Raw genomic sequence first — 26,764 nt, 5'->3', positions numbered from 1 at the left:
TTCACTGCATGGCCGCACGCAAGACCGAGAGGTTGATGAACCTCATCTTCCTGCTGCTGGTCAGTCGACAGTTCCTCGCCAAGTCGCAGATCCGCCAGTCGATCGCCGACTATCGCGACGCGAGCACGCAGGCCGCCTTCGACCGCATGTTCGAGCGCGACAAGGAGGATCTGCGCGAGCTCGGGATCACCGTCGAGATCGGCTCCCACGACCCGTTGTTCGGCGACGAGCAGGGATATCGCATCTCGCGTGACTCCGCCGAGCTCGCCGACGTCGAGCTCACCCGTGAGGAGGCGGCCGTGATCGGCCTCGCCACGCAGGTGTGGGAGCACGCCGGGCTGGCCGCGGAGTCCACCACCGCGCTGGTCAAGCTCAAGTCCATCGGTGTCGACGTCGACACCAGCATGCTGCGCATGGCCGAGCCGCGACTGTCCACCGACGAACCGGCGTTCGACGCGATGTGGGACGCCGCCACGCGGCGCGTGCCCATCTCGTTCGTGTACGCACGTCCGGGTCAGGAGGCCTCCGAGCGGCACCTCCAGCCGTGGGGCATCGTGTCCTGGCGCGACCGCTGGTACGTCGGTGGTTTCGACGTCGACCGGCAGGCTCCTCGACTGTTCCGCGTCTCGCGGGTGGTCGGGGAGGTCGAGCCCACCGGCCCGCCCGGTGCCTACGAGGTGCCGGAGGGCACCGACATGCGCCGCGTCGCGCAGTCGTTGTTCGACCCCGAGCCGGAGCGCGTGGCCGTGCTCAGGATCCGCGCGGGCCGCGGGCAGTCCCTGCGACGCTCCGCCACCCGGGTCGAGTCGATCGACGACGAGGTCGACGAGGTCGAGGTCAGGTTCCACTCCGAGCGCCAGCTCGCCGCGGAGGTCGCTTCGTACGGTCCCGACGTCGTGGCGATGTCCCCACCGACGGTGCGTGCCGCGGTGGTGGCCCAGCTGACCGTCGCCGCCGGCGGCTCCCTGGGCGCGATCGGATGAGCCGCTCGCAGAACCAGGTGCTGCGGATGCTGGCGATGGTGCCGTACCTGCAGAGCAACGACGGGGTGCCGGTCAACGACGTCGCCCGCGAGTTCGGCGTGACGCCCAAGCAGATCCGCGACGACCTCAAGCTGTTGATGTTCACCGGCGTCGGCGAGTTCGCCGGCGAGCTGATCGACGTCGACCTCACGGCCCTGGAGCAGGACGGTGTCGTGCACATCCGCGACGCCGAGTTCATGTCCCGGCCGTTGCGGATCTCTGCCCAGGAGGGTGCCGCCCTGATCGTGGCGCTGCGCACCCTGCGGGCGTCCGCCGCCGGTGACGAGCTCGCCGTCATCGACTCGGCGCTCGCCAAGCTCGAGACCGCCATGGGCGAGAACGTCCACGCCCCCGTCGACGTCGTGCTCGACGAGGTCGACCCGGCGATCCACCAGAGCCTGGTGCGCGCCATGACCGAGGGGCGGCGCGTCGCGATGACCTACGCCACCGACACCCGCGACGAGCGCAGCGACCGGATGGTCGATCCGCGGCGCATCTTCACCGAGCGCGGCAAGCTCTACCTCGAGGCGTGGTGCCTGACGGCCGAGGACCTGAGGTTCTTCCGTCTCGATCGCATCGTCAGCGCCGAGGTCACCGAGACGGCCGTCGAGGATCACGACGCCGCGTCGCGCGACGTGTCCGACGGCATGTTCACGGTCGGCGAGCAGACGCCCTACGCCCTGGTCCAGCTGCACCCGGGAGCCCACTGGATGACCGAGTACTACCCGGTCGAGCTCGTGGAGCAGGACGACCGCGGCGTGTGGACGGCCAAGCTCTTCGGCGCCGACTGGGGGTGGTTGCGCCGACTCGTGCTGCGCAACGCGGGCTCGATGGCGGTGCTGGAACCGGCCGCGCTGCGCACCGAGGTGGTTGAGACCGCCCGTTCAGCCCTGGGCGCGTACGATGAATGAGTAACGCAACCACACTGTTCGGCGATTCACAGGAGTACTCATGTTCAGGCAGCTCGGACCCACGGAGATCCTGGTCATTCTCGGCATCGTCGTGCTGCTCTTCGGTGGCAAGAAGCTGCCTGAGCTGGCCCGTGGCTCCGGCAAGGCGCTGCGCATCTTCAAGACCGAGGTCAAGGCCCTCGACGACGATGACGATGACGACGAGCCCAAGCCGCCCACCACTCGCGCGTCGCAGATCGAGGCCCCTTCGGCTGAGAAGCCCGAACAGGCCTGATCCAGATGGTCGCGCTCCCGGCGCAGGGCGGCACCATGCCGCTCATGGAACATCTGCGTGAGCTGCGGTCGCGGCTCACCAAGGCCGTCGCCTTCATCGTCCTCGGCACCATCGTCGCGTGGTTCTTCTACGAACCGGTCCTGAACTGGATGTCGTCTCCGTACGACACCATCCGACCTCAGCTCGAGGCCCAGGGCATCAAGACCGACCTGGTGCTCACCGGCGTCGGCGGAGCGTTCACGTTCCAGCTCAAGATCTCGCTGATCGTCGGCCTGCTGCTGTCCAGCCCGCTGTGGCTGTGGCAGCTGTGGGCCTTCGTGCTGCCCGCGATGCACCGCAACGAGAAGAAGTGGGCCCTGCTGCTGACGGCCACGGGCGCACCGTTGTTCGTCGGCGGCGCCTACGCGGGGTACATCGTGCTGCCCAAGGCCATCTTGCTGCTGATCGGCTTCGTGCCGTCCGGATGGGGCTCGCTGCTGACCGGCGCCGACTACCTCAACTTCGTCGTGCGCATGATGCTGGTGTTCGGCGTCGCCGCCGAGATCCCGTTGGTCGTGACGATCCTGAACCGGTTGCACATCGTCAACGCCAAGCAGCTGGCCAACGCGCGCCCCTGGATCATCATCGGCATCTTCGTCTTCGCGGCCGTCGCCACACCCACCACCGATCCGCTGACGATGCTGTTCCTGGCCGCACCGATGACCGTCCTGTACCTTCTGGCCGAGATCCTCGCACGGTTCACCGACCGCAAGCGGGCCCGCGAGACCGCGCAGCTGAGCGACGACGAGCCGGCCCCGCTGGACGACTGACGCCCCTAGGGTGGACCCATGCGGTGCGCCATGGTCGTCAACCCCACCTCCGGCAAGCGTCGCGGTGACCAGATCGGCGAGCTGACGCGCCAACGGCTCGTCGAGGCAGGGCACGAGGTCGACGTCGTGCCGCAGGACGCGTCGTTCAGCGGTCTCGACGCCGTGGTCGTCGTCGGAGGCGACGGCGCGGTGCACGCCGTGCTCGACCGACTGGTCGACACCGACGTCGCTCTCGGCCTGATCCCGGCCGGCACCGGCAACGACCTCGCTCGGGCCCTGGGAATCCCGGCCAAGGACCCCGACGCTGCGATCGACCTGGTGCTGCGGGCCGCCACCCGACGGATCGACCTCGCCGAGACCGACGGCACCCTGGTGGCCACGGTGGTGGCGTCCGGGTTCGACTCCAAGGTCAACGAGCGTGCCAATGCGATGCGGTGGCCCCGCGGCAACATGAAGTACAACATCGCGATCGTGGCCGAGCTGCGCGCGTTCGAACCGCTGGAGTTCACCCTGACGCTCGACGACGGTCAGGTCCTGCACCGCCGAGCGATGCTCGCAGCGGTGGGCAACGGACCGTCGTTCGGCGGCGGGCTGCGCATCTGTGAAGGCGCCGAGATGGACGACGGGCTGCTGGACGTCGTGGTGATCAACCCGGTCAGCAAGCTGACGCTGCTGCGGGTCTTCCCGCAGCTGTACAAGGGCACGCACACCTCGCTGCCGCAGTTCGAGCGGCACCGCGTGCAGGAGGTGACGCTGGAAGCGCCGGGAATCGTCGCGTACGGCGACGGAGAACGGTTGGGCGAGCTGCCCAGGACGGTGCGGGTGCGACCCGCGTCTCTCACGGTGTTTTCGCCCTGACCCCATAGGCTGGAGTCCATGAGCACCCCCGCGGAGGCCTACGCCCAGGCACGCGCGGATCGGGTGCATCCGCACCTGGCGCAGTTCCGCGACCGCTACGGATTCGCCCTCGACGACTTCCAGGTCCGAGCGTGCCGCGAGGTCGAGGACGGTCACGGCGTGCTGGTGGCCGCGCCCACCGGATCGGGCAAGACGATCGTCGGTGAATTCGCGGTGCACCTGGCGCTGGCCACCGACCGCAAGTGCTTCTACACCACCCCGATCAAGGCGTTGTCGAACCAGAAGTTCAACGACCTGGTGGCCATGCACGGCGCGGAGAACGTCGGCCTGCTGACCGGCGACAACACCATCAACGGCGAGGCGCCGATCGTGGTGATGACCACCGAGGTCCTGCGCAACATGCTGTACGCGGACTCGCGCACCCTCGACCGTCTCGGCTACGTGGTCATGGACGAGGTCCACTACCTGGCCGACCGGTTCCGCGGGGCGGTCTGGGAAGAGGTGATCATCCACCTCGCCGAGTCGGTCTCGGTGATCTCGCTGTCGGCCACGGTGTCCAACGCCGAGGAGTTCGGCGAGTGGCTCACCACGGTGCGCGGCGACACGGTGACCATCGTCGAGGAACGACGCCCGATCCCGCTGCACCAGCACGTGCTGGTGGGCCGCAAGATGTTCCCGCTGTTCGAGGACGCCGGGTCGGGCCAGGTCAACCGCCAGCTGGAGCGCATCGCTCGTGAGGACTGGCAGTTCAGCCGCATGCACAAGGGCCGGCCGGGCAAGGGCGGCAAGCGCCCTCGCACCCGGCACCGTGCTCCGAGCCGCGTCGACATCGTCGAACGACTCGATGCCGAGGGCCTGCTGCCGGCCATCGTGTTCATCTTCAGCCGAGCCGGCTGCGCCGCCGCCGTGCAGCAGTGCCTGGACGCACGACTGAACCTCACGACTCCCGAGGAGCGCGTCGAGATCGAGGAGTGGGTCGACGCCGCGTGCGCCCACCTGCCCGACGACGACCTGCACGTGCTGGGATTCCACGACTTCCGCGAGGCGCTGGTGCGCGGCATCGCCTCGCACCACGCCGGCATGCTGCCGACGTTCAAGGAGTGCGTCGAGGACCTGTTCAGCCGCGGACTGGTCAAGGCGATCTTCGCGACCGAGACCTTGGCGCTGGGCATCAACATGCCGGCCCGCTCGGTGGTCATCGAGAAGCTCACCAAGTGGAACGGCGAGACGCACGCCAACGTGACGCCGGGGGAGTACACCCAGCTGACCGGCCGGGCCGGACGTCGCGGCATCGACGTCGAGGGGCACGCCGTGGTCCTGTGGCAGGCGGGCCTGGACCCCAAGCAGGTCGCGGGCCTGGCGTCCACCCGCACCTATCCGTTGAACTCCTCGTTCCAGCCGTCGTACAACATGGCCATCAACCTGGTGGGTCAGGTGGGCCGCGAGGTCGCGCGCGACCTGTTGGAGCAGTCGTTCGCGCAGTTCCAGGCCGACCGTGGCGTCGTGGACATGGCCCGGCAGATCAAGAAGGCCGACGACGCCCTCGAGGGCTACCGCCAGAGCGCCCAGTGCGACCTGGGCGACTTCATGGAGTACGCGTCGTTCCGGCGCGAGATCAAGGACCTCGAGGCCTCCGGGGCGAAGTCGCGGCGCTCGGAGGAGCGGGACGAGGCCCTCGGCTCGCTGCTGCGGCTCAAGCGCGGTGACGTCATCCACGTGCCGGCCGGCAAGTGGGCGGGTCTTGCGGTCGTCATCGATCCCGGCTCGTCCGGAGACCGGGAGGGCCCACGACCGCTCGTCCTGACGGCCAACCGGCACGCCCGCCGTCTCGCCGTGGTCGACTTCCCGACCCCGGTGCAGCCGTTGACGACGATGCGCATCCCCAAGTCGTTCAGCCCGCGCGACCCGCAGCAGCGACGTGACCTCGCGTCCACCCTGCGCAACCGCGTGCCGCACGGGCAGGTGCACGTGACGAAGCGGCACCGCGACGCCGGATCTCGCGTCGACCCGCGCATCGACGAGCTGCGTCGGCAGATGCGCGAGCACCCGTGCCACCAGTGCCCGGACCGAGAGGCGCACGCGCGATGGGCCGAGCGGTACCTCAAGCTCGAGCGCGACACCCAGAACCAGCGCGGCCGCATCGAGCAGCGCACCAACACCGTGGCGCGCCAGTTCGACCGGGTCTGCCACGTGCTCGACACCCTGGGCTACCTCGACGGCGACACCGTGACGCCCGAGGGCCACCGGCTCACCCGCCTGTACAGCGAGCTCGACCTGCTGGTCAGCGAGTGCCTGCGCGACGACATGTGGGACGGCCTCGACCCCGCCGAGCTGGCCGCCGTGGCCAGCGGGCTCACGTACCAGGCGCGCCGCGACGACGATGCCGCATCACCGCGACTGCCCACCGGCGCCGTGCGGCACGTGGCCGACTCGATGACCCGTCTGTGCGCCGACCTGGAGCGACTCGAGCGCGAGAACCGGCTCAGGTTCCTGCACCGGCCCGACTTCGGCTTCGCCCAGGCCGTGTGGGACTGGTGCAACGGAGCGAGCCTCGACACCGTCCTGGGTGCCACCGACATGGCCGCAGGAGACTTCGTCCGAGCCATGAAGCAGCTGATCGACGTGGTCGCCCAGATCGCCGACGCAGCGGGCCCGGGCTCGCTGCGCGACACAGCCCGTCGCGCGCTCGACGAGCTCCGACACGGCGTCGTGTCGTACAGCAGCGTCCACGGCTGACCCGGGGCTCTCGGTTTACCAGCAGGCCCCGGAGAGTCTTCACTCCTCCAGGCGAATTTCCCCGGAGGAGTCGCAAGAATCAGGGGGAAGTGTGAACAATCCGAGCAGGGCGCGATCACCGAGCACCCTGGCGCTCTTCCCGGAGCGCTTGCCCGGAGGAGTGACCAGTTGCCGTGGCCTGCTGGTAAACCGTCAGCGCCGACCGAGCGCCTCGATCGCCCGATCGGCGGCGGAGCCGAGGCCCCAGCGTTCAGCGAAGGCGCGGAAGGACGGTTCGTCCACGGGGGAGAGGGCGTATGCAGCCGGTTCGACGCCCTCGGTCTTGACTGCCACCACCTGGCGCGCGGCGGTGATGTAGTCGGCTGACGACAGCAGCGAGGCCCGTACGCGCGGCTTGATCGAGGAGCTCTCGTCCCGTGCTGCCGCCTCGATGGCATCGAGATCGCCGAACTCGGCCAGCAGCGTCGCAGCGGTCTTCTCGCCGATGCCTGCCACGCCGGGCAGGCCGTCTGAGGCGTCGCCGCGCATGACCGAGAAGTCGACGTACTGATCGGGGCGCACACCGTACTTGTCCGCGATCCACTGGTCGGTGACCACGGCGGCGTCGCGGATGCCGCCGATCGCCGGATACAGGATGCGGACGTCGCGGGAGTCGTCGACGAGCTGGAACAGGTCACGGTCGCCCGTGACGATGTCGACCGGGCCCGTCGCCTGGGTGGCCAGCGTGCCGATGATGTCGTCCGCCTCGCAGCCCGCGGCACCCACGATCGGGATTCCGAGCAACGTCAGGGCCTCTGAGATCAGCGGCACCTGTGGTCCGAGCAACCCCTCGGTGGTGTCGGCCTCGGCGCCGTCGTCCTCGGCGCGCTGGGTCTTGTAGCTGCCGATCAGGTCGACCCGCCACTGAGGGCGCCAGTCATCGTCCCAGCACGCGACGATCACGTCGGGCTCGTGCTTGCCGGCGAGCGTCGACACGAACTCGACCATGCCGCGCAGGGCGTTGACGACCGTGCCGTCGGGTGCGGTGAGCGCCTCGTGGTCCCGGTAGGCGAAGAACGCGCGGAAGTACAGGCTCGCGCTGTCGAGCAGCATCAGGCGGGTCATGGCCGTGAGCCTATAACCGGCCCGACGGTAGGGTCGTCGGGTGAGCAGATGGCGCAAGGCACAAGAGCTGGCAGCACGACGAGGCATCGACGCGATGCTCGTGACTCCGGGAGCCGATCTGCGGTATCTCACCGGGTACGTGGCGCTGCCGCTGGAGCGGCTCACCTGCCTCGTCCTGCCCTCGACGGGCGATCCAACCCTCGTCGTGCCAGCACTGGAGAAGCCTGCGGCGATCGCCTCGGGAATCGACATGGAGGTCGCGGCCTGGAACGAGACCGACGACCCCTACGCGCTCGTCGCGCAGCTGGTGGGAGATGCCGCCACCGTCGCCCTCGACGACCACATGTGGGCGTCTCGTGTCTTCGCCCTCGGAGCCGCGCTGCCGACCGCCGACCAGGTGCTCGGAGGATCGGTCGTCTCGGACCTGCGCATCCGCAAGGACGCCGACGAAGCGGCCGCACTGCGCGAGGCCGGCGAGTTCATCGACGCGGTGCACCGCCGCGTGCCCGAGTGGTTGCGCCCGGGGCGCACCGAGCGCGAGGTCGGCGCCGACATCGCCGCCGCCATCCTCGAGCAGCACGAGACCTGTGACTTCGTCATCGTCGGCTCCGGGCCCAACGGCGCCTCGCCGCACCACGAGCTGTCGGACCGGGTCATCGAGGAGGGCGATCCCGTGGTCGTCGACATCGGCGGCACCACACCTGCCGGCTACTGCTCGGACTCCACCCGCAACTACCTGGCCGGCGGCACCGTCCCGACCGAGTACGCCGACCTCCACGCGGTCCTCGAGTCGGCCCAGACGGCTCAGCGAGAGCACGCCCGCCCGGGCGTGACGGCAGAGTCCGTCGACGCCGTGGGCCGCCAGATCATCGTCGACGCCGGCTACGGCGACCTGTTCATCCACCGCACGGGCCACGGCATCGGACAGGAGACCCACGAGGAGCCCTACATCGTCTCCGGAAACGATCTCGTGCTCGAGGAGGGCATGGCGTTCTCCATCGAGCCCGGCATCTACGTCGACGGGCGGTTCGGGGCCCGCATCGAGGACATCGCCATCTGCACCGCGGACGGCCTGGAGGTGCTGAACAATACCCCGCGCGAACTCGTCGTGGTGTGAGGGCGCGGCTCGCGCTGCCCACGGCGGCGGCTCTGGGCGCGGTCGCAGCGCTCGCCTTCGACCCATGGTCGCTGCCCTTCGCCATGGTCCTGTCGGTCGCCGGGCTGCTGTGGCTGGCCCGACGCCTCGACACCGCCTCACGACGTCTGACCCTGGCGTGCGGGCTCCTGTACGGGCTGGCGTTCATGGGTCTGCTGATCCGCTGGATGACGGCGGTCAGTCCGGCTGCCTACGTGGGCCTGGTCATCGCCGAGTCACTCTTCCTCGCCGTGGTCATGCTCGCCCTGCGCGCGGTGATGCGACTGCGTGCCTGGCCGGTGTGGGCCGCAGCGGTCTGGGTGGCAGGGGAGTGGGCACGCTCGGACCATCCGTTCTCCGGCTTCCCCTGGGGGCGTATCGGACACTCGGCCATCGACACACCGATGGAGTCCTACGCCCGGCTGCTGGGCATGGCCGGCACGTCGGCCGTCATGGTGCTGCTGGCCGCCGCCGTGCTCACGATCGTCGACGGACATCGACTACGCGGTGTCGTCGGCGTCGCCGCACTGGTCGCCGTCGGTCTCGCGCTCCCGATCGGTCTGGCGGGCCAGGACGGCACCCGCCAGGTGGCCCTGGTCCAGGGCAACACCCCCGGCGACTTCCTGCAGTGGCCACCCGGTGAGATCTTCCAGCTGCACGCCGCCGAGACGGAGCGACTCGCCGACCGGGTCGACGCCGGCGAGCTGCCACGCCCCGACATGGTGCTGTGGCCCGAGAACGCCACCGACACCGACCCCACGGCGGACCGGGCGACCAGCAACCGGATCTCCGAGCTCTCCGCTCGGCTGCGCGCCCCCATCCTCGTGGGAGGGATCTTCAACGGGCCGACCCGCACCACCGCCTACAACGCTGGCGTGGTCTGGGACGCGAACGGTCCCGGTCAGCGCTACGTGAAGCGCCGCCCGGTCACCTTCGGCGAGTACGTCCCGTTCCGCAGCTCGCTCGGCGCCATCGCTCCGATCTTCGAGCGGGACATCCCGCGCGACATGCTCGCGGGCACGCAGGCCGGCACCCTGCAGATCGCGGGCACCACGATCGGCGACACCATCTGCTACGACATCGCCTACGACGGGGTGATCGACGACCTCATGGACGGCGGCGCCCAGCTGCTCGTGGTGCAGACCAGCAACGCCGCGTTCACCGGCACCGCCCAGCCCGAGCAGCAGTGGGACATCTCGCGGCTGCGCGCCATCGAGACCGGGCGCTGGGTGGTGGTGCCGTCGACCAACGGCATCACCGGTGTCGTGAACGCCGACGGCAGGGCCGTGCAGCGTGCTCCGCAGCGGGTTCCGGCCGTCCTGGACGTCGAGGTGCCACTGGCATCGGGCCGCACCCCCGCAGCGCGGATCGGTGAGCCGCTGGAGTACGCGCTGGTGGTCCTGGCTCTGGTTGGATGGGTGCTCGGCGCACGCCGAGGGCAGTCGAAGGAGCGTTGATGCGCACGTTGGTGATCATCCCCACCTACGACGAGGCCGCGAACATCGAGTGGATCATCACCGAGGTCCACCGGGCCCAGCCCCAGGTCGACGTCCTCGTCGTCGACGACGGGTCGCCGGACGGCACGGGGCAGATCGCCGACACGCTCGCCGCCGACGACCCGCGCGTGCACGTGCTGCACCGCACCGAGAAGCAGGGGCTCGGCGCGGCCTACCGCGCCGGCTTCGCGTGGGGCCTCGAGCGCAGCTACGACCGACTCGTCGAGATGGACGCCGACGGATCTCACCGCCCCGAGGACCTCGAGTCCTTGCTGGAGGCGAGTCGCGGGGGAGCGGACCTCGTGCTCGGTTCTCGATGGGTGCCGGGTGGGAGCGTGGTCAACTGGCCGTGGCACCGCCGCATGATCTCGCGTGCCGGAACCCGGTATGCGCAGGTGATGCTGGCGATGGACGTCAAGGACGCCACGGGTGGGTTCCGGGTGTTTCGGCGACACACGCTCGAACGCCTGCACCTGGAGGACGTCGCCTCCCAGGGCTACTGCTTCCAGATCGACATGGCGCGCCGCACCCTGGCAGCAGGGATGACGATCACCGAGGTGCCGATCACGTTCGTGGAGCGGGCCCGTGGAGCATCCAAGATGAGCGGGGCCATCGTGCGCGAGGCGCTGTGGCGCGTCACCGCCTGGGGCATCGCGCGACGCCTGCGCTGGCGCCGGGCCGCTCAGAACAGCTAGGCGGTCTTGCGGCGCTTCTTCGCTGCGGCTCGGTGCAGGTGAGGCGGTCCGATCTCGCCGCCGCGCAACAGCTCGAGGCGCTCGGTGAGGATCTCCTCGAGCTCGTCGACGGAGCGACGCTCCAGCAGCATGTCCCAGTGGGTGCGAACTGGCTTCTCGTTCTTGGCCTCGGGCTCGGCCCCGTTGACGAGGCGTCCCATCTGACCGGTCTTGGGGTCTTCCCACTCCAGGGGGACCTCGGCCTCGTCGGCCATCGTCACCGAGAAGGTGTGTCCATCGGCGCAGACGTACTCGATCTGCTGACGAGCGGCCATCTCGACTCCACGCTCGTCCTCGAAGGACTGGGCTCCCAGTCGGGCTCCTCGCAGTGCGCGTTCAGCCATGATGCGTCCCCTCTCGTCGTGGATCTACCTCTTTTAACGTACGAGACCCAGATGAGATTCCCCTGAGGCGCGACTGATCGTCTTCATTCACTTCACACGACAGCGGGCGCGACGTTGCCGGCGTCCTCGATGCCCTTGCGCGGATCCAGCTTGTACAGCAGGGCGCCGCCGATGACGAAGAACGCGATCAGCGCCAGGATCGCGGGTCGGTACGAGCCCGTGACCTGGTGGACCACGCCGAACACCAGCGTGCCCAGCCAGCTCGTGCCACGCTCGCACGCCTGGTAGAGGCTGAAGTACTCCGCCTCGCGGCCCTTGGGGATGAGCTGGGAGAAGAACGACCTCGACAGCGCCTGCGTGCCACCGAGGACCAGGCCGATCGCGGCGCCCAGCACCAGGAACGGGACCAGCTGCTTCTCGGGCACGAAGTACGCGACGACGACGATCGCGATCCAGGCCACCAGGCCGTAGAGGATGGTCCGGTGGCTGCCGATCGAGGCGGCCACGCGACCGAACAGCAGCGCGCCGCCGAACGCCACGAACTGCACCAGCAGGATCGTGGCGATCAGCACGCTGGTGCCGAAGCCGAGCTGCTTGTTGCCGTACACCGATGCCGCGTAGATGACGGTCTGGATGCCGTCGTTGTAGAGCAGGTACGCGAACAGGAACAGCATGGTCTGGGGGTAGTTGCGCAGCTCGCCGAGAGTCTTGAACAGCTGGCCGAAGCTGCGCTGGATCAGGGTGGAGCCGTCGCTGGGGACCACGTTGGTGGGTGGACGGTCCTGCAGGCCCACGTACGCCTTGTACGTGAAGGCTCCCCACCAGATCGCCGCCGACAGCAGGCTGATGCGCACGGCCCACTCCGTCGTCAGCCCGAACGGCAGGATCGTGACGAGGGCGAGGTTGATCGCGAGCAGCAGCCCACCACCGAGGTAGCCCCACGCCCAGCCGCGGGACGAGACCCGGTCACGGTCGTCGGGCCCGGCGATCTCGCACAGGATGGCGTCGTACACGACGATCGAGGCGCCGAAGAACAGGTTCGCCACGACCAGCAGGAGTGCGCCGAGCAGCCAGTCGGTGCCGGCCACGAAGAACATCAGCGCCGCGGCGATCGAGCCGGCCCACGCCAGTCGCGCCAGCAGCTGGCGCTTCGAGGAGCTGCGGTCCGCCAGGGCGCCGACGATCGGCAGCACGAACGCCGACAGGATCGTGGCGAGGGTGAACACGTAGAACACCAGTGACCCGGGGGAGATCGCCAGTCCCAGCACCGAGAGCGTCTCGGTGCACTTGCGGTCCTCGTCGCCGACGAATCCGCAGGCCGCCCGCTCGGCGACGCTGGTCAGGTAGGGCGCGAACAGGACCGTGACGACGGTCGTGAAGTAGCCCGAGTTCGCCCAGTCGTACCAGAACCAGGACTTCTGCTCCGGCGTGTACGTCGCGGTGGTCTCGGTCATGAGGGGTCCTCTCCAGCGGTGGTGCGGGCGGCCAGCACCTCGGCCAGGACGTCGGTGCGGTCGGTGATCAGCCCGTCGACCCCGAGGTCGAGCAGACGGTGCATCTCGTCGGCGCGGTCGATGGTCCACACGTGCACCTGCAGGCCGAGGCGATGCGCCCGCGCCACGAACCGGGGTGTGGTGACGGCGAGTCGCCCTGCAGCCACGGGTACCTGCAGGCAGTCGGCCCGCACGATGCCGAGAACGGCGAGCAGACCGGCGGGCAGGAGCTTGACCATCGCGACCTCGAGGCTCGAGGCGCTGGTGGTGACGCTCGGCAGCAGGCGGCGGATGCGTCGCAGGCGTCGGTGCGAGAACGACGCCAGGCACACCCGATCGACGGCGTCCTGCTCACGCAGCAGCGTGCAGGTGGGCTCGACGGCGTCGTCGGCCTTGACGTCGATGTTCCAGCGCACCTGCGGGAGCTCGCGCATGGCCTCGTCGAGCCGGGCGAACGGGGCGCGCCCGTCCATCCGCTCCCGGCCCAGCTGGTCGTCGTGCAACGACGCCGTGGCGGCCTCGGTGCCGGTCAGACGCGCCAGCGTCTCGTCATGGATGATCCACACGGTGCGGTCGGCCGAGCACCGCACGTCGGTCTCGATGTAGGAGAACCCGCGGTCGACCGCGTCGCGGAAGGCCTCGAGCGAGTTCTCGATGCCGACGTTGCCCTCGGTCAGCGAGCCGCCGCGGTGGGCGAAGGCGAGCGGAGTCGCAGCGTCGAGGTACGCGGCCGGAGACACAGTGGTCACGGTAGGGCCTGGCAGGGTCAGCCTGCGTGCGACGGGTCAGATGTCGCGGAACGTCTCGATCTGGGCACCGAGCGCGTTCAGCCGTTCGGCCAGGTCCTCGTAGCCGCGGTTGATGACGTAGACGCTGCGCAGCACCGAGGTGCCCTTGGCGGCCAGCATCGCCAGCAGGATCACGACGGCGGGGCGCAGCGCCGGCGGGCAGACGATCTCGGTGCCGCTCCAGTGCGTGGGCCCGTCGATCAGCACGCGGTGCGGATCGAGCAGCTTGACCTGGGCGCCCAGCTTGTTCAGCTCGGTCAGGTAGATGGCGCGATTCTCGTAGACCCAGTCGTGCAGCATCGTCTGGCCCTCTGCCGTGGCCGCGATGACCGCGAAGAACGGCAGGTTGTCGATGTTGAGGCCGGGGAACGGCATGGGGTGGATCTTGTCGATCGGCGCGTGCAGGTCCGACTCGTGGGTGGTGATGTCGACCAGCCGGGTGTGGCCGTTCTCGGCGGCGTACTCCTCGCTGCGGTCGTAGTGGAAGCCCATCTCCTCGAGCAGCGCCAGCTCGATCTCCATGAACTCGATCGGGACACGCCGCACCGTGATGCTGGAGCGGGTGACGATCGCCGCCGCGATCAGGCTCATCGCCTCAATCGGGTCCTCGCTGGGGGCGTACTCGACGTCGCAGTTGATCGTGGTCTTGCCCGTGACCCGCAGCGTCGTGGTGCCGATTCCCTCGATGCCGACTCCCAGCTTGAGCAGGAAGAAGCACAGGTCCTGGACCATGTAGTTCGGGCTCGCGTTGCGGATGACGGTGACACCGTCGTGGCGGGCCGCGGCCAGCAGCGCGTTCTCGGTGACGGTGTCGCCACGCTCGGTGAGCACGATGGGCCGTCCCGGCGAGACGCCCCCGGCGGTGGAGGCGTGGTAGCTGCCCTCGGTGGCGACGACCTTGAGCCCGAACGGCCGCAACGCCGTCATGTGCGGCTCGACGGTGCGCGTGCCGAGGTCGCACCCGCCGGCGTAGGGCAGCTCGAAGTCGTCGTAGCGATGCATCAACGGGCCGAGGAACATGATGATGCTGCGGGTGCGGCGTGCGGCGTCGGCGTCCATCGCAGCGAGATCGAGATCGGCCGGGACGACCAGCTCCAGGTCGTTCTCGGCGTTGAGCCAGGTGGCCTTGACGCCGATGGACTCCAGCACCTCGAGCAGGCGGTTGACCTCCTCGATGCGGGCGACCTTGCGCAGGACGGTCGTGCCGGCGTTGAGCAGGGACGCGCACAGCAGGGCCACACCGGCGTTCTTGCTGGACTTCACGTCGATGGCACCGGACAGCTGGGTGCCGCCCTTGACCCGCAGGTGGCTCGGGCCGGAGGTGCCGACGCTGACCAGCTCGGAGTTCAGCACGTTGCCGATCTTGGCCAGCGTGTCGAGGGTCAGGTTCTGCTGACCCTTCTCGATCCGGTTGATCGCGCTCTGGCTGGTGGCCAGCTGACCGGCGAGCTCGACCTGGGTGAGTCCACGGTGCTGGCGGGCGTCGCGGATCAGTGCGCCGATCCGCTCGAGGTAGTCGTCCTGCTGGACTTCGGGTGCGTCAGGCATGAAGTTCACTGTATCTCACATATGAGATACGACAACCGTCGACTCCGACTGCCCGAGTCGTCGCGCATCCTCCACTCCGCCGTACGCCACCACCTGGCCCCAGTAGATGCCGTAGGCACCCTCGGAGATGGTCAGGTCGTGGATCGGCAGCAGGGCACGCGGGCCCACGCGCCGCACGAAGTCGACGGTCTCGCTGAGCTTGGCCCACGGGGCGCCCAGGGGGAGTGCCAGCACGTCGACGCCGGTGGGCGCGTACTCGTAGGTGTCGCCCGGGTGGAAGATCGTCACGCCGTCGGCAGTGAGCAGGACGCCGACGTTCGCGATGCGATCGATCTCGGGCAGGATCACCGCGTGCCGAGCACCGACGCCGGCCACCGCGACGTCGCCGATCAGGTGCTCGAGGCCGTCGGCGTTCGGCGTCCACGTGCCGAAGTCGACCAGCGCGGCTGTCTCGGGGTCACAGATCAGCTGGGCGCCTGGATTGGCCTCGACGAGCGCCGGCGCCCGCTCCTGGTCCAGATGATCCGGATGCTGGTGGGTCACGATGATGGCGTCCAGATCGGTCAGCTCGAAGACGTCCGGCCCGCAGAACCCGCCGGGATCCACGAGCACCCGGGTGGTCTCGGTCTCCACGAGGAGGGCGGCGTGTCCGAATCGCGTGATGTTCATGCCATCCATCATGGCCCCAGCCTCGAAAGAACCACATGGCAGTGCTCGCCGACGGCTACGCCGCGCTCTCCGGACTCCTGGCCCGCTGGACGGTGCGCTACGGCGACGAGCTCCGGCTCGCCGGTCAGGACCTGCCCGGCCCGGAGCGACGCCGCGTACCGACACGCCACGGCCCGGTCAAGATCGACCTGTACCGCCCCGTCGAGCACGGCACCCACCCCGCCCACATCCACCTGCACGGAGGGGCGTTCATCATGCGCTTCCCGCAGATGGACGACTTCTGGTGCCGCTACCTGGCCGCCGAGGCCGGCGTCGCCGTGGTGAACGTCGACTACCTCGCGGCCCCGCGCGTCCGGTACCCCGTGGCGCAGGAGCAGGCCCACGACGTGCTCGCGTGGCTCACCGAGCACGCAGGGGAGTGGGGCCTGGACTCCGCCCACCTGTCCATCGGCGGCTTCAGCGGCGGTGGCAACCTGGCGGCCTCGGCGTGCCTGCAGGCACGGGACCGACGCACGGCCCACCCGCGGCTGCAGGTGCTGAGCGTCCCGTCGCTGGACGTCGCCGGTGACATCCACGGCAAGCCCTCGACCATCGACCACCCGATGATCGGGCCCTCGTTGCTGCGCCTGGTCCGCGCCACGTACTTCAAGGACGCCTCGCGACGCTCCGAGCCGTATGCCTCTCCGTTGCTCGCCGAGTCCGTCGAGGGCCTTCCTCCGGCCCTGGTCCTCACGGCCGAGCACGACTCGCTGCGGGCGGAGGGTGACGCCTACGCCGACCGGCTCGCCGCCGCAGGTGTACCGACCGAGCATCACGTGGTGCCACGGCGCGACCACTACTTCCTCGACGGCAACGACCACGCGCAGGCCGGTCACTGGATGGGATTGATGGCCGACCGCATCCGCTCCTCGCTCGCCGCCGGCTGAGCCTGGCCTCCTAGGCTGGGCCCATGACGACCGGTCCAGCCATCCACGCCCTCGAGGTCGGATCCACCGGTCGACCCGTGGTGTTCCTGCACGGCTTGTTCGGTCAGGGCAAGAACTTCACCCAGGCGGCCAAGGCGCTGGTGCCGGACTTCCGCTCGATCCTGGTCGACCTCCCGGACCACGGCCGGTCCGCGTGGACCGCAGCATTCGACTACGTGGGCATGGCCGACGCCGTGGCCGAGTTCGTCCGGGCAGGTGCGGGATCCGACGGTCCGGTCGACGTGGTCGGACACTCGATGGGTGGCAAGGCCGCCATGGTGCTGGCGCTGCGGCACCCGGACCTGGTGCGACGCCTCGTGGTGGTGGACATCTCGCCGTCCGAGAGCGACGGAGCAGGCGAGTTCGAGCACCTGCTCGGCGCGCTCGCGTCGCTCGACCTGACGACTCTGGACCGCAGGGGAGAGGCCGACGAGCGGCTCACGGACCAGATCGACGATGCACGCGTGCGCGGCTTCCTGCTGCAGAACCTGCGGTCAGGACCCGACGGGTTCCACTGGCAGGCCAATCTCGACCTGCTCCGACGCGACCTGGCCACGATCGGCGGGTTCCCGGCCGTCGACGGCAGCTTCGACGGGCCCGTCCTGTGGATGGCCGGAGAGCTGTCTGCGTACATCACCCAGGGCGACGAACCACTGATGCGACGGCTGTTTCCGCGCACCCGGCTGCTCACCGTCAAGGGCGCCGGGCACTGGGTGCACTCGGAGCAGCCCGACGCGTTCGTGTCAGCACTGCGGGTGTTCCTCGGCGCCGACTGAGACGCGCCGCGAGGAGGCCGAACTTGCATCCTGCGCCAAGTCCGGAACAGTGGAGGGTTCATTCCGGACGAACTCGAGGAGACGACATGCTCACCCTGACCGAGACCGCCGCAGGAGTCGTGAAGCAGCTCACCGACATGGACGAGGCCACCCCCGCCGACGGTGGGATGCGCATCAGCACCCAGACCGAGGGCGCCGAAGGTGCCGAGCTGGTGCTCAGCGCCGCACCCTCGCCCGAGGCCGGCGACCAGGTCGTCAACGAGGCGGGCGCGCGCGTCTTCCTCGACGAGTCCGCTGCCGTGATGCTCCACGACAAGGTGCTCGACGCCCAGATCGGGTCCGACGGCTCGGTGCAGTTCGCGATCGGCCAGCAGGCCTAGCCGGACTGCTCGACCTCGCGCAGGCCGACCGCCGCACCGGCGGCGGCCAGCGCCATGAGGGCGAACAGCCCCACCGTCACGTCGACACCCGCCAGCGAGGCGAGCGCACCGAAGACGCCCGAGGCGATCAGCAGCAGCCCGATGACGGTGTTGGCCACGGCCGTGTACGCCGCGACGTCGTCCTTCGGGGCCATGTCGACGAGGTAGATGGACCGTCCCTGCCGGACGCCGTGGTAGCCGATCATCAGACCGAACAGGGTCAGCGGAATGGCCCACCACGTGTCGCTGGCTCCTGCCAGGTCCAGGCCGAGGGCGGCGCCGAGCGCGACGGCCCCGGTGACACCGGACAGCTGCAGGACCGAGCGGCTGGACCGGTCGCTCAACCGTCCCCAGACGTAGCTGCTCACCAACGAGGCCAGCGCCGACGCCAGCACGAGCGAGCCGAGCTGTCGGACGGCATCCTCCCCGGCTCCCGCCGCGAGCAGGACCAGGTACGGCGGCGCCAGGGCCGTGGAGGTCAGCAGTCCGCGGACCACGATGAACCGGCGCAGCTGGGCGTCCTCGCGCAGCAGGGCCAGCTGCCCCCACGGCGACTGCGACACCTCGCTCGGCGTCGACTCCTCGCCGATCGTCGCGAAGACCGCCGCCGCCACGAGCCACAGCGCGGCGGCGAGCAACAGGGCCGAGACCACCAGCACGTAGCGGCTCGGTGCGCCCACGATCAGCAGCGCGGCGAAGCCGATCACTCCCACCGCCGCCGTGGACGACGCGAACCCGGTCGACGCTCCACGTCGGGCCGTGCCGATGGTCTTGCGCAGCACGTCCTTGTGACTGACCGAGCAGGCCGCCCGTCCGACCGCCAAGGCGGCGAGCAGGACGCAGATGATGACGCCTGCGGCGTTGCCGTCCAGCGTCAGGCCCGTCAGGGCGATGCCGGCACACGCGACGCCCTGCACGAACGATCCGGCCGCCCACGCCCACTTGCGCCGAGCCATGGCGTGGATGCGCGGCGCCAGCAGCAGCTGGGGGAGCAGCGAACCCGCTTCGCGGATGGGTACCAGCAGCCCCGTCAGCACGCTGGACGCGCCCAGGTTGTTCAGCAGCCAGCTCAGGACCAGCTTCGGGTCGAGCAGACCGTCGGCCAGCTTCGTCGCGGACAGGGAGGCAGCGTGCCGGGTGAAGCTCGACGGCTCGACCTCCACGGCGGCTCTGGTGAGACCACCGTCGTCGTCCGCACCGCCGGCGAGTCGTTGGAAGACCGATTGCTCGACCCGGTGGAGTGCGCTCATCGCCCAGCATCCTAGGCCGGGCCACCGGCGGCGGCATCTCGTGGACAGCATCACGCGCTCGGACTATGACAGCCATGACATGGGTGATATCGTGACACTATGACAACCATGACACCGCGTGACGCACGCCAGGGTCTCGATCCCGATCTGGCTGCGTTTCTCGAGGCGTCCACCGAGGTCTACCGCGAACGCCTGATCGCACTGCTGCGGAGCGGACGTCTCACCCCCGATGCACTGCCCGACCCCGAGGAGTTCGTCGAGCACGGCATCCACGCGCGCCGACCGACGTCACCGTTGCCCGACCTGGTGGGCCCGGTCTACACGTCCGGGGGAGCGCAGGCCGTGCTGGGCATCAGTCGCCAGCAGCTGGCCGACCGACGCCAGCGCGGCACCATCGTCGCGGCTCGCACGTCCGACGGCCGCTGGGTGTACCCGACGTACCAGTTCGACGACGGAGCGTTGCGCGCCGACGTGCGCGAGGTGCTCGACACGCTGCGCAGCAGCGCGACGCCCGACCCGTGGACACTGGCGCTGTGGTTCCCGACCGACAAGATCGAGCTCGGGGGAGTCAGCCCGCTGAAGCTGCTCGACGCCGGGCAGCTCGACACCGTGCTGGCCCACGCGGCCGGTACCGCAGCACGCTGGGCGGCATGACGCGCCGTGACGCCGGTCGCCAGCAGCCGCCGGGGGACCTGACCGGCTTTCCCTCGCGCCGGCTCACCACTCGCCGACGGTGGTCGCGGTGCCATCAGCGCGACCTCGGCACGTGGTTCTTCTCCTCCTCGGGAGGGCGCTGGGACCTGCCCGAACCCGAGGGCACCTGCTACCTCGCCGAGAACGACCGCGGCGCGGTGCTCGAGGTCGTCGGGCCCGATCTGTACGACCAGGGCTTCGTCACCGAGGGCTTCCTGCGTCAGCGCGTGGTCTCGACGGTGTCGCTGGCCGTCCGGCCGATCGTCGCCGACCTGCTGGACGACCAGGTGGCCGGCTTCGGTGTCACGACCGAGCTCTCCGGCGCCATCGAGTACCCGCGCACCCAGCAGTGGGCCAGGGCCTTCCGCGACAGCGGTCACGACGGCGTCGTCTACGGGCTGCGATTTCGCCCGAACACCGAAGGCCTCGCCGTGTTCGGCGCCTCGGGCCCGGACGCCGCCGCTCCGGTCCACGGTCCGCCGCGTGAGTCGCTCGACGTCGCCGAGGACCTGGATCTGCGCATTCTCTACGCACACCAGGTGGGCCGCCTGGAGGACTTCACGATCGCGGACCCGGCGACATGAGCACGAACGTGGACCCGCCGACATGAGCCCGAACGGAGACCGGCGACGTCACGACGTCACCGAGGTGGAGCTCGTGGGCGGCATCGAGAAGCGCGCGCTCGCGCTGGCCGAGCACGATCCCGCCTGGGCAGGCCGGTACGCCGAGCACGAGACGCGCCTGTGGCGTGCGCTGGGCTCGGCGGCGGTGCAGGTCGAGCACGTCGGATCGACATCGGTGCCAGGCCTCGCCGCGAAGCCGATCATCGACGTCCTGGTGACCGTGCCCGACATCACCGCCGAGGAGGACTATCTCGAGCCGGTCATCGCCGCTGGCTACGTCCTGCGCGTCCGCGAGCCCGGTCACCGGTTGGTCCGCACCGAGCAGCGCGACGTGCACGTCCACATCATCGAGGTGGGTGCTGAGCAGGCCGAGGCGTACCTGGTGCTGCGGGATCGTCTACGTGCTGACGCCGCCGACCGCGAGCTCTACGAGTCGACCAAGCGAGATCTGCTCACGCACGACTGGCCGGACATGAACGCGTACGCCGAGGCGAAGTCCGACGTGATCGAGCAGATCATGCAGCGCGGCCGTCAGCCCTGACCAGCGCGGCTCCTCACGAGCGTCACTAGTTGTCCGATAATGCACATTATGTCAAGTAAGAGGGATCTGTGAGGGCGGACTCCAGGGCGTCGAGCCACGTCCCCACCGATGTTCGAGCCTCCGGGGTGTCCGGGTAGCGACACCGCAGGCGCAGGCCCGTGACGTCGCGGATGAACCAGACCATCACGCCGTCGGTGTCGATGACCGCGCTGACCAGCTGGGCGTCGAGCGACGCGTCGATCTCCACCGGGAGCCTGTTCAGGTCCAGCCACGAGATCGCGAACATGCCGGGAGCCGCCGGCATGTCCCCCCCGTGCCTGGCGAAGATCTCCCCCAGTGGCCAGGATCCGAGCGCCATCGCCTCGCGGATCGACCGCGAGACGTCGCCCAGATCGCTGCTCTCGCACTCGATGACGGCGTTCGTGATGAACCAGCCCACGGAGTCGTGCCACGAGACGTCGTGTCGACTGTGCACCGGGAACACCGCCCGCAGCGGCTCCCCCGACAGCTCGCGTGTCACGTCGGTCATCGCGGCGAGCACGACCGCCAGCATGCGTACGCCTGCACCATGAGCCTCGCGCGACATCCTGTCTGCACCGTCGGCGTCGAGCAGGTCCCGGACCTCGACGACTTCGGGACGTGGGCGGGTGACGTCCCCGAGCGGCAGGGGAAAACGGGGCATGAATCCCCCGCTGGCAGCGAGGATCTGGTCCCAGCGGGCGTGGACGTCGTCCGGCGCGGCCGGTCGTTCGGCGAGCTCACGGGTGTGCTCCGCGAATGCGGCCGGCCGGTCATCCAGGTTCTCCCCTGCGATGACGGCCACGAGGTCGCGCACGATCACCAGGAACGACCACATGTCCACGTGCGCGTGGTCCGCCGCGATCACCACCGTCGGCGGCCCGTCGTCGGGCTCGACCGTGCACAGGCGGTGCGACGGAGCCGACAGCGGTGTGCACGTGGCGTCGAGCACCTCCCGCAGGACGTCGCGGGTCCGCCGGCCGGGCCCGACCTCGTGCTCGATCCAGCCGGTGCCGTCGATCTGGGCGGCGTGCAGCGCCAGGTCCCCGTCGACTCCGGCGAATCTGCTGTGCAGCGTGCCGTGACGGTGCACGACGGCCAGCCACGCCTGTGCGAGCTCGTCGCGGGACACGCTCACGGGCGACGTGAAGGCCACGGCCATCCACGACCCCGGTCGCTCCCCCATCGCCACGTGACGACGCTGGTCGAACGAGATCGGCAACCGCGCTCCCACCGCGCTCACCTCGGTGCCGAAGGAGAACAACCGCCCGTGCGCCAACCGCATCTGGGCGACGTTGGTCGGCCGCATGGTCGTAGCGTAGTGGCCTGTGACGACCGTTTCCGTCGATGGCGCCTCGATCGACTTCGACGTGTCCGGCACCGACGGGCCGGCCGTGGTGCAGCTGCACGGCCTGACGTCCAGCCGCGCACGTGACGTGCTGCTGCGCCTCGACCTGGCGCGCGGGCTCGACACCGGCGCTGCTCGGGTGCTGCGGTACGACGCTCGCGGCCACGGCCGGTCCACCGGCCGCCCGCATCCCGAGGACTACCGGTGGGACCGCCTCGCGGTCGACCTGCTCGCCCTGCTCGACCACGTCTTCCCCGGCGAGTCCGTGCACGGGATGGGCCCGTCGATGGGCACCGGGACCCTGCTGCACGCCGCGGCCGCCGACGAGAGCCGGTTCGCCGGACTCACGCTCGCCATTCCGCCGACCGCCTGGGAGTCCCGGCGATCACAGGCCCAGCTGTACCTGGACCAGGCCGACTACATCGCCTCCGCCGGCGTGGACGCCTTCGTCGCCGCAGGCCGGCTCGCCCCTCGTCCCCCGGCCACGGTGGGCGTGCCCGAGACCGTCCCGGACGTCGAGGAGGCGTTGCTGCCCACGGTGATGCGAGGCGCAGCACTCGCCGACCTGCCCTCCCCCGGCGCGCTCGGCTCTCTCGACGTGCGCAGCCTGATCCTCGCGTGGACCGACGATCCGTCGCACCCGACCAGCACGGCCCGCATGCTGCACGGCCTCCTGCAGGGCAGCCGGCTGCACACGGCGTCCTCCCCCGCCGAGGTGGACACCTGGCCCCGGATCGTCGCCTCCTTCGTGGCATCATCACCGGCGTGATCTCCCGCCTCCCTCCGTGGACCAGAGCGGCTCTGGCGCTGTTCGCGGTGGGCTGGGGCGCCAACCAGTTCGCGGCGCTGCTGTCGGTGTACCGGGTCGAGGACGGCGCCAGTGACGCCGAGGTGACCGCCCTGTTCGGGGCCTACGCGATCGGCCTGGTGCCGGCGCTGCTCCTGGTGGCCCCGATCTCGGACCGGATCGGCCGACGCCGGGTGCTCAGACCCGTGCTGGTGCTGTCGTTCGTGGCCACCGTCGTCCTCATGGTCGGCGGTGCTCACCTGTGGCTGCTGCTGGTCGGACGCCTGCTGGCCGGCGTCGCCTCGGGAGCCGCGTTCGCGCCGGGGACAGCCTGGGTCAAGGAACTGACCACCGGTCCGTCCGGCACCGGTGCACGGCGCGCGGCGATCGCGCTGTCGTCGGGGTTCGGCACCGGCCCCCTGGTGGCCGGGATCGTCGCCCAGTGGGCGCCTGCACCCACCCTGCTCCCCTACGTGCCCCACCTCGTCCTCACCGTGCTGGTCGGCGTCATCGCCTGGAACACGACCGAACCTCCGATCGCGCGGATGCGGGGCGTGGAGGCCGAGGCGTCGCGGGTGGGTCACTCGCTGACCCGTCCACGTTTCCTGCTGCAGGTCGCGCCGACGGCGCCGTGGGTCTTCGGCTGCGGCACCATCGCCTTCGCCGCAGTGCCGTCCCTGGTCGCCGTTCCGGGTCCGAAGGTGGCGATGGTGGGCGTGCTGGTGGCACTGACGCTCGGGACCGGCATCCTGCTGCAACCGGTGGCCCGGCGACTGTCGATCACGTCCACGCTGCTGGTGGGCGTCGGCTCCGGCGTCGGCGGGTTCCTGGTCTCGTTGCTCGCCGTGACGACCGAAAACGGGTGGCTGGTGTTCCCCGCCTGCGTGCTGTTCGGCGTCGCCTACGGGTTCATCCTCGTGGGTGGGCTGCGGACGGTCGAGGAGGTGGCCGCACCGGTGGATCTCGGGTCGGTCAACGCCGTGTTCTACAGCCTCACGTACATCGGTTTCGCCGCACCGTACCTGGCCACCCTGCTGCTTCGCGCGCTGAGCGGCACCGAGGTCCTGCTGCTGCTCGGCGCCGTGCTGGCCGCCTCCGCACCGCTGGTGGTCATCGGCTCAGCGACGCGACGCGTGCCTCGACCCGGCCCCTGACGTCGTGTGATCAGGCACGAGACTCCTCGTGCGAGGCCGGGAACAGGTACATCGACACGGCAACGCCGACGACCCCGCCGACCAGCTGAGCCGCGATGAACGGCAGGGTCGACACCGGAGCGATGCCGGCGAAGGTGTCGGAGAACATGCGCCCGATCGTCACGGCCGGATTCGCGAACGAGGTCGAGCTGGTGAACCAGTAGGCCGCGCCGATGTACAGACCCACCGACGCCGGCACCAGGTGGCCGCGGCCCCCTCGAGTGAGACCGAAGATCACCAGCAGCAGACCGGCCGTCGCGACGACCTCGGCGATCAGCGTGCCGACCTCGACGCGTTCCCGGGTCGACCACGACGTCGGCACGCCGAACATGACGTTGGCGAGGACCGCGCCTGCGATGCCGCCCACCACCTGGGCACCGATGAAGGAGCCGGTCTTGCGGAGTCGTCGCTCCCCCACGCTCGAGGTGTCGGCGCGGTCGAACCAGGCAGCGGCGAGCGACACGATTGGATTGAAGTGGGCTCCGGACACCGGCGCCAGCACCATGATCAGCACGGCGAGCCCGGCCGCGGTAGCGACACTGTTCTCGAGCAGCTGCAGCCCGACGTCGTCGGGTGTGAGCCGTTGGGCCGCGATTCCTGACCCGACGACGATCGCCACCAGCAACAGCGTGCCGAGGAGCTCCGCAAACGCCTCGCGCCTCACAGCGTGGTCCTCTCCTGCGGCACCGCGACGTGCGGCGTTCGTCACCATGCTTCCATAGGCTGGGCTCCATGAGCGCGCGAGACCGGCACGAGTTCGAGTACCGCCGCCGCCTCGAGGCCGAGGAGGCCGGCGAGCAGGAGGCGAGCGACGAGGCGCCCGCACGCCGCTTCGACGACCAGGCGCTCTGGGTCGAGCTGCAGATCCGTGCAGCCATGGAGCGCGGGGAGTTCGACGACCTGCCAGGCGCCGGCAAGCCGCTGCGCGGGATCGACGGCACCCACGACCCCAACTGGTGGGTCAAGCGTCTGGTCGAGCGTGAGCAGCTCAGCGTGCTGCCTCCCGCGCTGGCGCTTCGTCGTGAGGACGCCGAGCTCGACGCGTCGCTGGACCAGTGGGCGCGAGAGTCCGACGTGCGCCGCGAGGTCGAGGACTTCAATCGCCGGATCATCGAGGCCCGTCGTCAGCTGCAGGGTGGGCCGCCTGTCGTCACGGCGCTGCGCGACGTCGACGACGAGGTCGAGAAGTGGGCCGCGCGTCGTCGCGAGCGGCTGCGGGTCGATCGGGAACGCGACGAGGACCGCTCCTCGGAGCGCGCACGACGAGGGTGGTTCCGCCGGTGGCGACGGTGACCAGCACCGTCCGGGACGTCCTGTTCTCGACGCCGATCGACCTGTGGCGCTCGATGTCGTTGCTGCAGCGTGGTTCGGGCGACCCGAGCCAACGACGCGTGGGAACCGACGTGTGGCGCACCACCCGCATGCCGTCCGGGCCGGCCACGATCCGGCTGCGCCAGACGGGACCGTGCCGGGTCGAGGCCGAGAGCTGGGGCCCGGGCGCCGACGAGGTCCTCGGCGCCGTGCACGGGTGGTTTCCCGACCCCACCTTCACTCCCCCGGCGAACTCCCATGCCGCCGTCGCCGATGCCCACCGCAGGTTCCCGGGGCTCCGCACACTCGCCACCGGCCGGGTCGGCGAGGCCCTGATCCCGGCCATCATCGAGCAGAAGGTGCTCGGCGCCGACGCCTTCGCAGCCTGGCGTCGCCTGCTGGTGCGCTTCGGGGAGTCGGCACCCGGCCCCACTCCCCTCCCCCTGCACGTCGTGCCCAGCGCAGCCCAGTGGGCCGCCATCGCGTCCTGGGACTGGCACCTCGCCGGCGTGGACCCCCAGCGCTACCGTACGGCCCAGATCGCCGCGCGTGCCGCCGACCGTCTCGACGAGCTCGCCGCGCACGGCGACGTCGCGTCGGTGTACCGCGGGCTGCGGTCCCTGCCCGGGGTGGGCGCATGGACGGCCGCCGAAGTGGGCGGACGCGCGCTGGGCGACCCGGACGCGGTGCCGTGGGGTGACTACCACCTGGCCAACCTGGTCGGCGTGGGTCTCACCGGCGAACGGGTCACCCACGAGGAGGTCCCGGCGCTGCTCGAGCGCTATCGCCCGCACCGCGGCCTCGTGGTGCGTCTGCTGCAGCTCAGCCCGCTGGTCACCGTCGAGCGTCGCGGTCCCCGCAACTCGCGCGTCGACCACCGCCGCATCTGACCGCCAATCGCACGGCCCTGCTCGAATGG

At 70.0% G+C, this 26,764-nt stretch carries 28 protein-coding genes; 19 read left to right on the top strand and 9 right to left on the bottom strand.

What is annotated here, in order from left to right; genetic code table 11:
* Positions 1-8: 8 nt before the first annotated feature.
* The 6 genes from AC0L5F_RS02195 to AC0L5F_RS02170 are packed head-to-tail and all read left to right on the top strand — an operon-like array spanning position 9 to position 6,610.
* Positions 9-983, top strand: a complete 975-nt coding sequence (locus AC0L5F_RS02195; protein ID WP_473314975.1) for a helix-turn-helix transcriptional regulator — start codon at positions 9-11, stop codon at positions 981-983.
* Entirely contained in the window at positions 980-1,933 is a 954-nt protein-coding gene (locus tag AC0L5F_RS02190) for a helix-turn-helix transcriptional regulator (RefSeq protein WP_473314974.1), read from the top strand. The genes AC0L5F_RS02195 and AC0L5F_RS02190 overlap by 4 nt, the downstream gene beginning before the upstream one ends.
* A gap of 40 nt (positions 1,934-1,973) precedes the next feature.
* Positions 1,974-2,207: a Sec-independent protein translocase subunit TatA gene (tatA, locus tag AC0L5F_RS02185; RefSeq protein ID WP_473314973.1), complete on the top strand. Its 234-nt coding sequence runs from the start codon at positions 1,974-1,976 to the stop codon at positions 2,205-2,207.
* 44 nt (positions 2,208-2,251) lie between these two features.
* Positions 2,252-3,016 (top strand): twin-arginine translocase subunit TatC, encoded by a 765-nt coding sequence (gene tatC / locus AC0L5F_RS02180; RefSeq protein ID WP_473314972.1) that lies wholly within the window; start codon positions 2,252-2,254, stop codon positions 3,014-3,016.
* An 18-nt stretch (positions 3,017-3,034) separates the two neighbouring features.
* A complete protein-coding gene (locus AC0L5F_RS02175; protein ID WP_473314971.1) occupies positions 3,035-3,874 on the top strand; it encodes a diacylglycerol/lipid kinase family protein in 840 nt (279 codons plus the stop codon).
* A gap of 18 nt (positions 3,875-3,892) precedes the next feature.
* Positions 3,893-6,610 (top strand): DEAD/DEAH box helicase, encoded by a 2,718-nt coding sequence (locus AC0L5F_RS02170; protein ID WP_473314970.1) that lies wholly within the window; start codon positions 3,893-3,895, stop codon positions 6,608-6,610.
* A 192-nt stretch (positions 6,611-6,802) separates the two neighbouring features.
* Here AC0L5F_RS02170 and AC0L5F_RS02165 read toward each other — a convergent pair whose 3' ends face one another.
* The gene (locus tag AC0L5F_RS02165; protein WP_473314969.1) at positions 6,803-7,714 is read right to left on the bottom strand and encodes a 5'-3' exonuclease; all 912 of its coding nucleotides are present in this window, start codon (positions 7,712-7,714) and stop codon (positions 6,803-6,805) included.
* Between the two features lie 40 nt (positions 7,715-7,754).
* Between AC0L5F_RS02165 and AC0L5F_RS02160 the strand changes: the two genes are divergently transcribed.
* Genes AC0L5F_RS02160 through AC0L5F_RS02150 form a run of 3 tightly spaced genes read left to right on the top strand, consistent with a single transcriptional unit; the run spans position 7,755 to position 11,040 of the window.
* Positions 7,755-8,831: a M24 family metallopeptidase gene (locus AC0L5F_RS02160; protein ID WP_473314968.1), complete on the top strand. Its 1,077-nt coding sequence runs from the start codon at positions 7,755-7,757 to the stop codon at positions 8,829-8,831.
* A complete protein-coding gene (gene lnt, locus AC0L5F_RS02155) occupies positions 8,828-10,306 on the top strand; it encodes an apolipoprotein N-acyltransferase (protein WP_473314967.1) in 1,479 nt (492 codons plus the stop codon). Before AC0L5F_RS02160 ends, lnt begins: the two co-directional genes overlap by 4 nt.
* A complete protein-coding gene (locus tag AC0L5F_RS02150; RefSeq protein ID WP_473314966.1) occupies positions 10,306-11,040 on the top strand; it encodes a polyprenol monophosphomannose synthase in 735 nt (244 codons plus the stop codon). Before lnt ends, AC0L5F_RS02150 begins: the two co-directional genes overlap by 1 nt.
* Here AC0L5F_RS02150 and AC0L5F_RS02145 read toward each other — a convergent pair.
* The 5 genes from AC0L5F_RS02145 to AC0L5F_RS02125 form a co-directional block, all read right to left on the bottom strand.
* On the bottom strand, positions 11,037-11,423 hold the full coding sequence (locus AC0L5F_RS02145) for an RNA polymerase-binding protein RbpA (protein WP_473314965.1): 387 nt from the start codon (positions 11,421-11,423) through the stop codon (positions 11,037-11,039). The genes AC0L5F_RS02150 and AC0L5F_RS02145 overlap by 4 nt on opposite strands.
* Positions 11,424-11,515: 92 nt before the next feature.
* Positions 11,516-12,877 carry an MFS transporter gene (locus AC0L5F_RS02140; RefSeq protein WP_473314963.1) on the bottom strand — a complete coding sequence of 454 codons (1,362 nt, stop codon included), beginning with the start codon at positions 12,875-12,877 and terminating at the stop codon, positions 11,516-11,518.
* On the bottom strand, positions 12,874-13,665 hold the full coding sequence (locus tag AC0L5F_RS02135) for a glycerophosphodiester phosphodiesterase family protein (RefSeq protein ID WP_473314962.1): 792 nt from the start codon (positions 13,663-13,665) through the stop codon (positions 12,874-12,876). The genes AC0L5F_RS02140 and AC0L5F_RS02135 overlap by 4 nt, the downstream gene beginning before the upstream one ends.
* 36 nt (positions 13,666-13,701) lie before the next feature.
* Positions 13,702-15,252, bottom strand: a complete 1,551-nt coding sequence (locus AC0L5F_RS02130) for a UDP-N-acetylglucosamine 1-carboxyvinyltransferase (protein WP_473314961.1) — start codon at positions 15,250-15,252, stop codon at positions 13,702-13,704.
* Between the two features lie 15 nt (positions 15,253-15,267).
* The gene (locus AC0L5F_RS02125; RefSeq protein ID WP_473314960.1) at positions 15,268-15,921 is read right to left on the bottom strand and encodes an MBL fold metallo-hydrolase; all 654 of its coding nucleotides are present in this window, start codon (positions 15,919-15,921) and stop codon (positions 15,268-15,270) included.
* Positions 15,922-15,956: 35 nt separating this feature from the next.
* Here AC0L5F_RS02125 and AC0L5F_RS02120 point away from each other — a divergent pair, with 35 nt between their 5' ends.
* From AC0L5F_RS02120 to AC0L5F_RS02110, 3 genes are all read left to right on the top strand, one after another.
* Positions 15,957-16,847: an alpha/beta hydrolase gene (locus tag AC0L5F_RS02120; protein ID WP_473314959.1), complete on the top strand. Its 891-nt coding sequence runs from the start codon at positions 15,957-15,959 to the stop codon at positions 16,845-16,847.
* 23 nt (positions 16,848-16,870) lie between these two features.
* Positions 16,871-17,662 (top strand): alpha/beta fold hydrolase, encoded by a 792-nt coding sequence (locus tag AC0L5F_RS02115; protein ID WP_473314958.1) that lies wholly within the window; start codon positions 16,871-16,873, stop codon positions 17,660-17,662.
* A gap of 86 nt (positions 17,663-17,748) precedes the next feature.
* Positions 17,749-18,042, top strand: coding sequence for a Fe-S cluster assembly protein HesB (locus AC0L5F_RS02110; RefSeq protein WP_473314957.1), 294 nt, complete (start codon positions 17,749-17,751; stop codon positions 18,040-18,042).
* Here the strand turns inward: AC0L5F_RS02110 and AC0L5F_RS02105 are convergent.
* Positions 18,039-19,331, bottom strand: coding sequence for an MFS transporter (locus AC0L5F_RS02105; protein WP_473314956.1), 1,293 nt, complete (start codon positions 19,329-19,331; stop codon positions 18,039-18,041). The genes AC0L5F_RS02110 and AC0L5F_RS02105 overlap by 4 nt on opposite strands.
* A gap of 99 nt (positions 19,332-19,430) precedes the next feature.
* Between AC0L5F_RS02105 and AC0L5F_RS02100 the strand changes: the two genes are divergently transcribed.
* From AC0L5F_RS02100 to AC0L5F_RS02090, 3 genes are read left to right on the top strand one after another with little or no spacing between them, the layout of a single operon-like run.
* Positions 19,431-19,985: a hypothetical protein gene (locus AC0L5F_RS02100; protein ID WP_473314955.1), complete on the top strand. Its 555-nt coding sequence runs from the start codon at positions 19,431-19,433 to the stop codon at positions 19,983-19,985.
* Positions 19,982-20,608, top strand: a complete 627-nt coding sequence (locus AC0L5F_RS02095) for an RES family NAD+ phosphorylase (RefSeq protein WP_473314954.1) — start codon at positions 19,982-19,984, stop codon at positions 20,606-20,608. Before AC0L5F_RS02100 ends, AC0L5F_RS02095 begins: the two co-directional genes overlap by 4 nt.
* Before the next feature lie 22 nt (positions 20,609-20,630).
* The gene (locus tag AC0L5F_RS02090; protein WP_473314953.1) at positions 20,631-21,188 is read left to right on the top strand and encodes a GrpB family protein; all 558 of its coding nucleotides are present in this window, start codon (positions 20,631-20,633) and stop codon (positions 21,186-21,188) included.
* Positions 21,189-21,234: 46 nt separating this feature from the next.
* Here AC0L5F_RS02090 and AC0L5F_RS02085 read toward each other — a convergent pair whose 3' ends face one another.
* Positions 21,235-22,515: a condensation domain-containing protein gene (locus AC0L5F_RS02085; protein ID WP_473314952.1), complete on the bottom strand. Its 1,281-nt coding sequence runs from the start codon at positions 22,513-22,515 to the stop codon at positions 21,235-21,237.
* A 19-nt stretch (positions 22,516-22,534) separates the two neighbouring features.
* Between AC0L5F_RS02085 and AC0L5F_RS02080 the strand changes: the two genes are divergently transcribed.
* Together AC0L5F_RS02080 and AC0L5F_RS02075 are read left to right on the top strand one after the other, a co-directional pair.
* The gene (locus tag AC0L5F_RS02080; RefSeq protein WP_473314951.1) at positions 22,535-23,323 is read left to right on the top strand and encodes an alpha/beta fold hydrolase; all 789 of its coding nucleotides are present in this window, start codon (positions 22,535-22,537) and stop codon (positions 23,321-23,323) included.
* Positions 23,320-24,495: an MFS transporter gene (locus AC0L5F_RS02075; protein ID WP_473314950.1), complete on the top strand. Its 1,176-nt coding sequence runs from the start codon at positions 23,320-23,322 to the stop codon at positions 24,493-24,495. The genes AC0L5F_RS02080 and AC0L5F_RS02075 overlap by 4 nt, the downstream gene beginning before the upstream one ends.
* Positions 24,496-24,505: 10 nt before the next feature.
* On the opposite strand, the gene AC0L5F_RS02070 is transcribed toward AC0L5F_RS02075, so the two are convergent.
* Positions 24,506-25,198, bottom strand: a complete 693-nt coding sequence (locus AC0L5F_RS02070) for an aquaporin (RefSeq protein ID WP_473314949.1) — start codon at positions 25,196-25,198, stop codon at positions 24,506-24,508.
* Between the two features lie 68 nt (positions 25,199-25,266).
* On the opposite strand from AC0L5F_RS02070, the gene AC0L5F_RS02065 reads away from it, so the two are divergent.
* Together AC0L5F_RS02065 and AC0L5F_RS02060 are read left to right on the top strand one after the other, a co-directional pair.
* Positions 25,267-25,827 carry a DnaJ family domain-containing protein gene (locus tag AC0L5F_RS02065; protein WP_473314948.1) on the top strand — a complete coding sequence of 187 codons (561 nt, stop codon included), beginning with the start codon at positions 25,267-25,269 and terminating at the stop codon, positions 25,825-25,827.
* Complete coding sequence (locus tag AC0L5F_RS02060; RefSeq protein WP_473314947.1) at positions 25,824-26,735, top strand: DNA-3-methyladenine glycosylase family protein; 912 nt, start codon at positions 25,824-25,826, stop codon at positions 26,733-26,735. The genes AC0L5F_RS02065 and AC0L5F_RS02060 overlap by 4 nt, the downstream gene beginning before the upstream one ends.
* Positions 26,736-26,764 lie beyond the last annotated feature (29 nt).

Source organism: Aeromicrobium sp. 10G20-16 (genome assembly GCF_055809665.1).
This window is presented reverse-complemented; position numbering and strand designations above follow the sequence as displayed.

Bases quoted from the DNA above. Each gene is read 5' to 3' on its own strand.
- AC0L5F_RS02195 (WP_473314975.1), top strand. From the start codon at position 9: ATGGCCGCACGCAAGACCGAGAGGTTGATGAACCTCATCTTCCTGCTG.
- AC0L5F_RS02190 (WP_473314974.1), top strand. From the start codon at position 980: ATGAGCCGCTCGCAGAACCAGGTGCTGCGGATGCTGGCGATGGTGCCG.
- tatA (WP_473314973.1), top strand. From the start codon at position 1,974: ATGTTCAGGCAGCTCGGACCCACGGAGATCCTGGTCATTCTCGGCATC.
- tatC (WP_473314972.1), top strand. From the start codon at position 2,252: ATGGAACATCTGCGTGAGCTGCGGTCGCGGCTCACCAAGGCCGTCGCC.
- AC0L5F_RS02175 (WP_473314971.1), top strand. From the start codon at position 3,035: ATGCGGTGCGCCATGGTCGTCAACCCCACCTCCGGCAAGCGTCGCGGT.
- AC0L5F_RS02170 (WP_473314970.1), top strand. From the start codon at position 3,893: ATGAGCACCCCCGCGGAGGCCTACGCCCAGGCACGCGCGGATCGGGTG.
- AC0L5F_RS02165 (WP_473314969.1), bottom strand. From the start codon at position 7,714: ATGACCCGCCTGATGCTGCTCGACAGCGCGAGCCTGTACTTCCGCGCG.
- AC0L5F_RS02150 (WP_473314966.1), top strand. From the start codon at position 10,306: ATGCGCACGTTGGTGATCATCCCCACCTACGACGAGGCCGCGAACATC.
- AC0L5F_RS02145 (WP_473314965.1), bottom strand. From the start codon at position 11,423: ATGGCTGAACGCGCACTGCGAGGAGCCCGACTGGGAGCCCAGTCCTTC.
- AC0L5F_RS02140 (WP_473314963.1), bottom strand. From the start codon at position 12,877: ATGACCGAGACCACCGCGACGTACACGCCGGAGCAGAAGTCCTGGTTC.
- AC0L5F_RS02130 (WP_473314961.1), bottom strand. From the start codon at position 15,252: ATGCCTGACGCACCCGAAGTCCAGCAGGACGACTACCTCGAGCGGATC.
- AC0L5F_RS02125 (WP_473314960.1), bottom strand. From the start codon at position 15,921: ATGAACATCACGCGATTCGGACACGCCGCCCTCCTCGTGGAGACCGAG.
- AC0L5F_RS02120 (WP_473314959.1), top strand. From the start codon at position 15,957: ATGGCAGTGCTCGCCGACGGCTACGCCGCGCTCTCCGGACTCCTGGCC.
- AC0L5F_RS02115 (WP_473314958.1), top strand. From the start codon at position 16,871: ATGACGACCGGTCCAGCCATCCACGCCCTCGAGGTCGGATCCACCGGT.
- AC0L5F_RS02110 (WP_473314957.1), top strand. From the start codon at position 17,749: ATGCTCACCCTGACCGAGACCGCCGCAGGAGTCGTGAAGCAGCTCACC.
- AC0L5F_RS02105 (WP_473314956.1), bottom strand. From the start codon at position 19,331: ATGAGCGCACTCCACCGGGTCGAGCAATCGGTCTTCCAACGACTCGCC.
- AC0L5F_RS02100 (WP_473314955.1), top strand. From the start codon at position 19,431: ATGACAACCATGACACCGCGTGACGCACGCCAGGGTCTCGATCCCGAT.
- AC0L5F_RS02095 (WP_473314954.1), top strand. From the start codon at position 19,982: ATGACGCGCCGTGACGCCGGTCGCCAGCAGCCGCCGGGGGACCTGACC.
- AC0L5F_RS02090 (WP_473314953.1), top strand. From the start codon at position 20,631: ATGAGCCCGAACGGAGACCGGCGACGTCACGACGTCACCGAGGTGGAG.
- AC0L5F_RS02085 (WP_473314952.1), bottom strand. From the start codon at position 22,515: ATGCGGCCGACCAACGTCGCCCAGATGCGGTTGGCGCACGGGCGGTTG.
- AC0L5F_RS02065 (WP_473314948.1), top strand. From the start codon at position 25,267: ATGAGCGCGCGAGACCGGCACGAGTTCGAGTACCGCCGCCGCCTCGAG.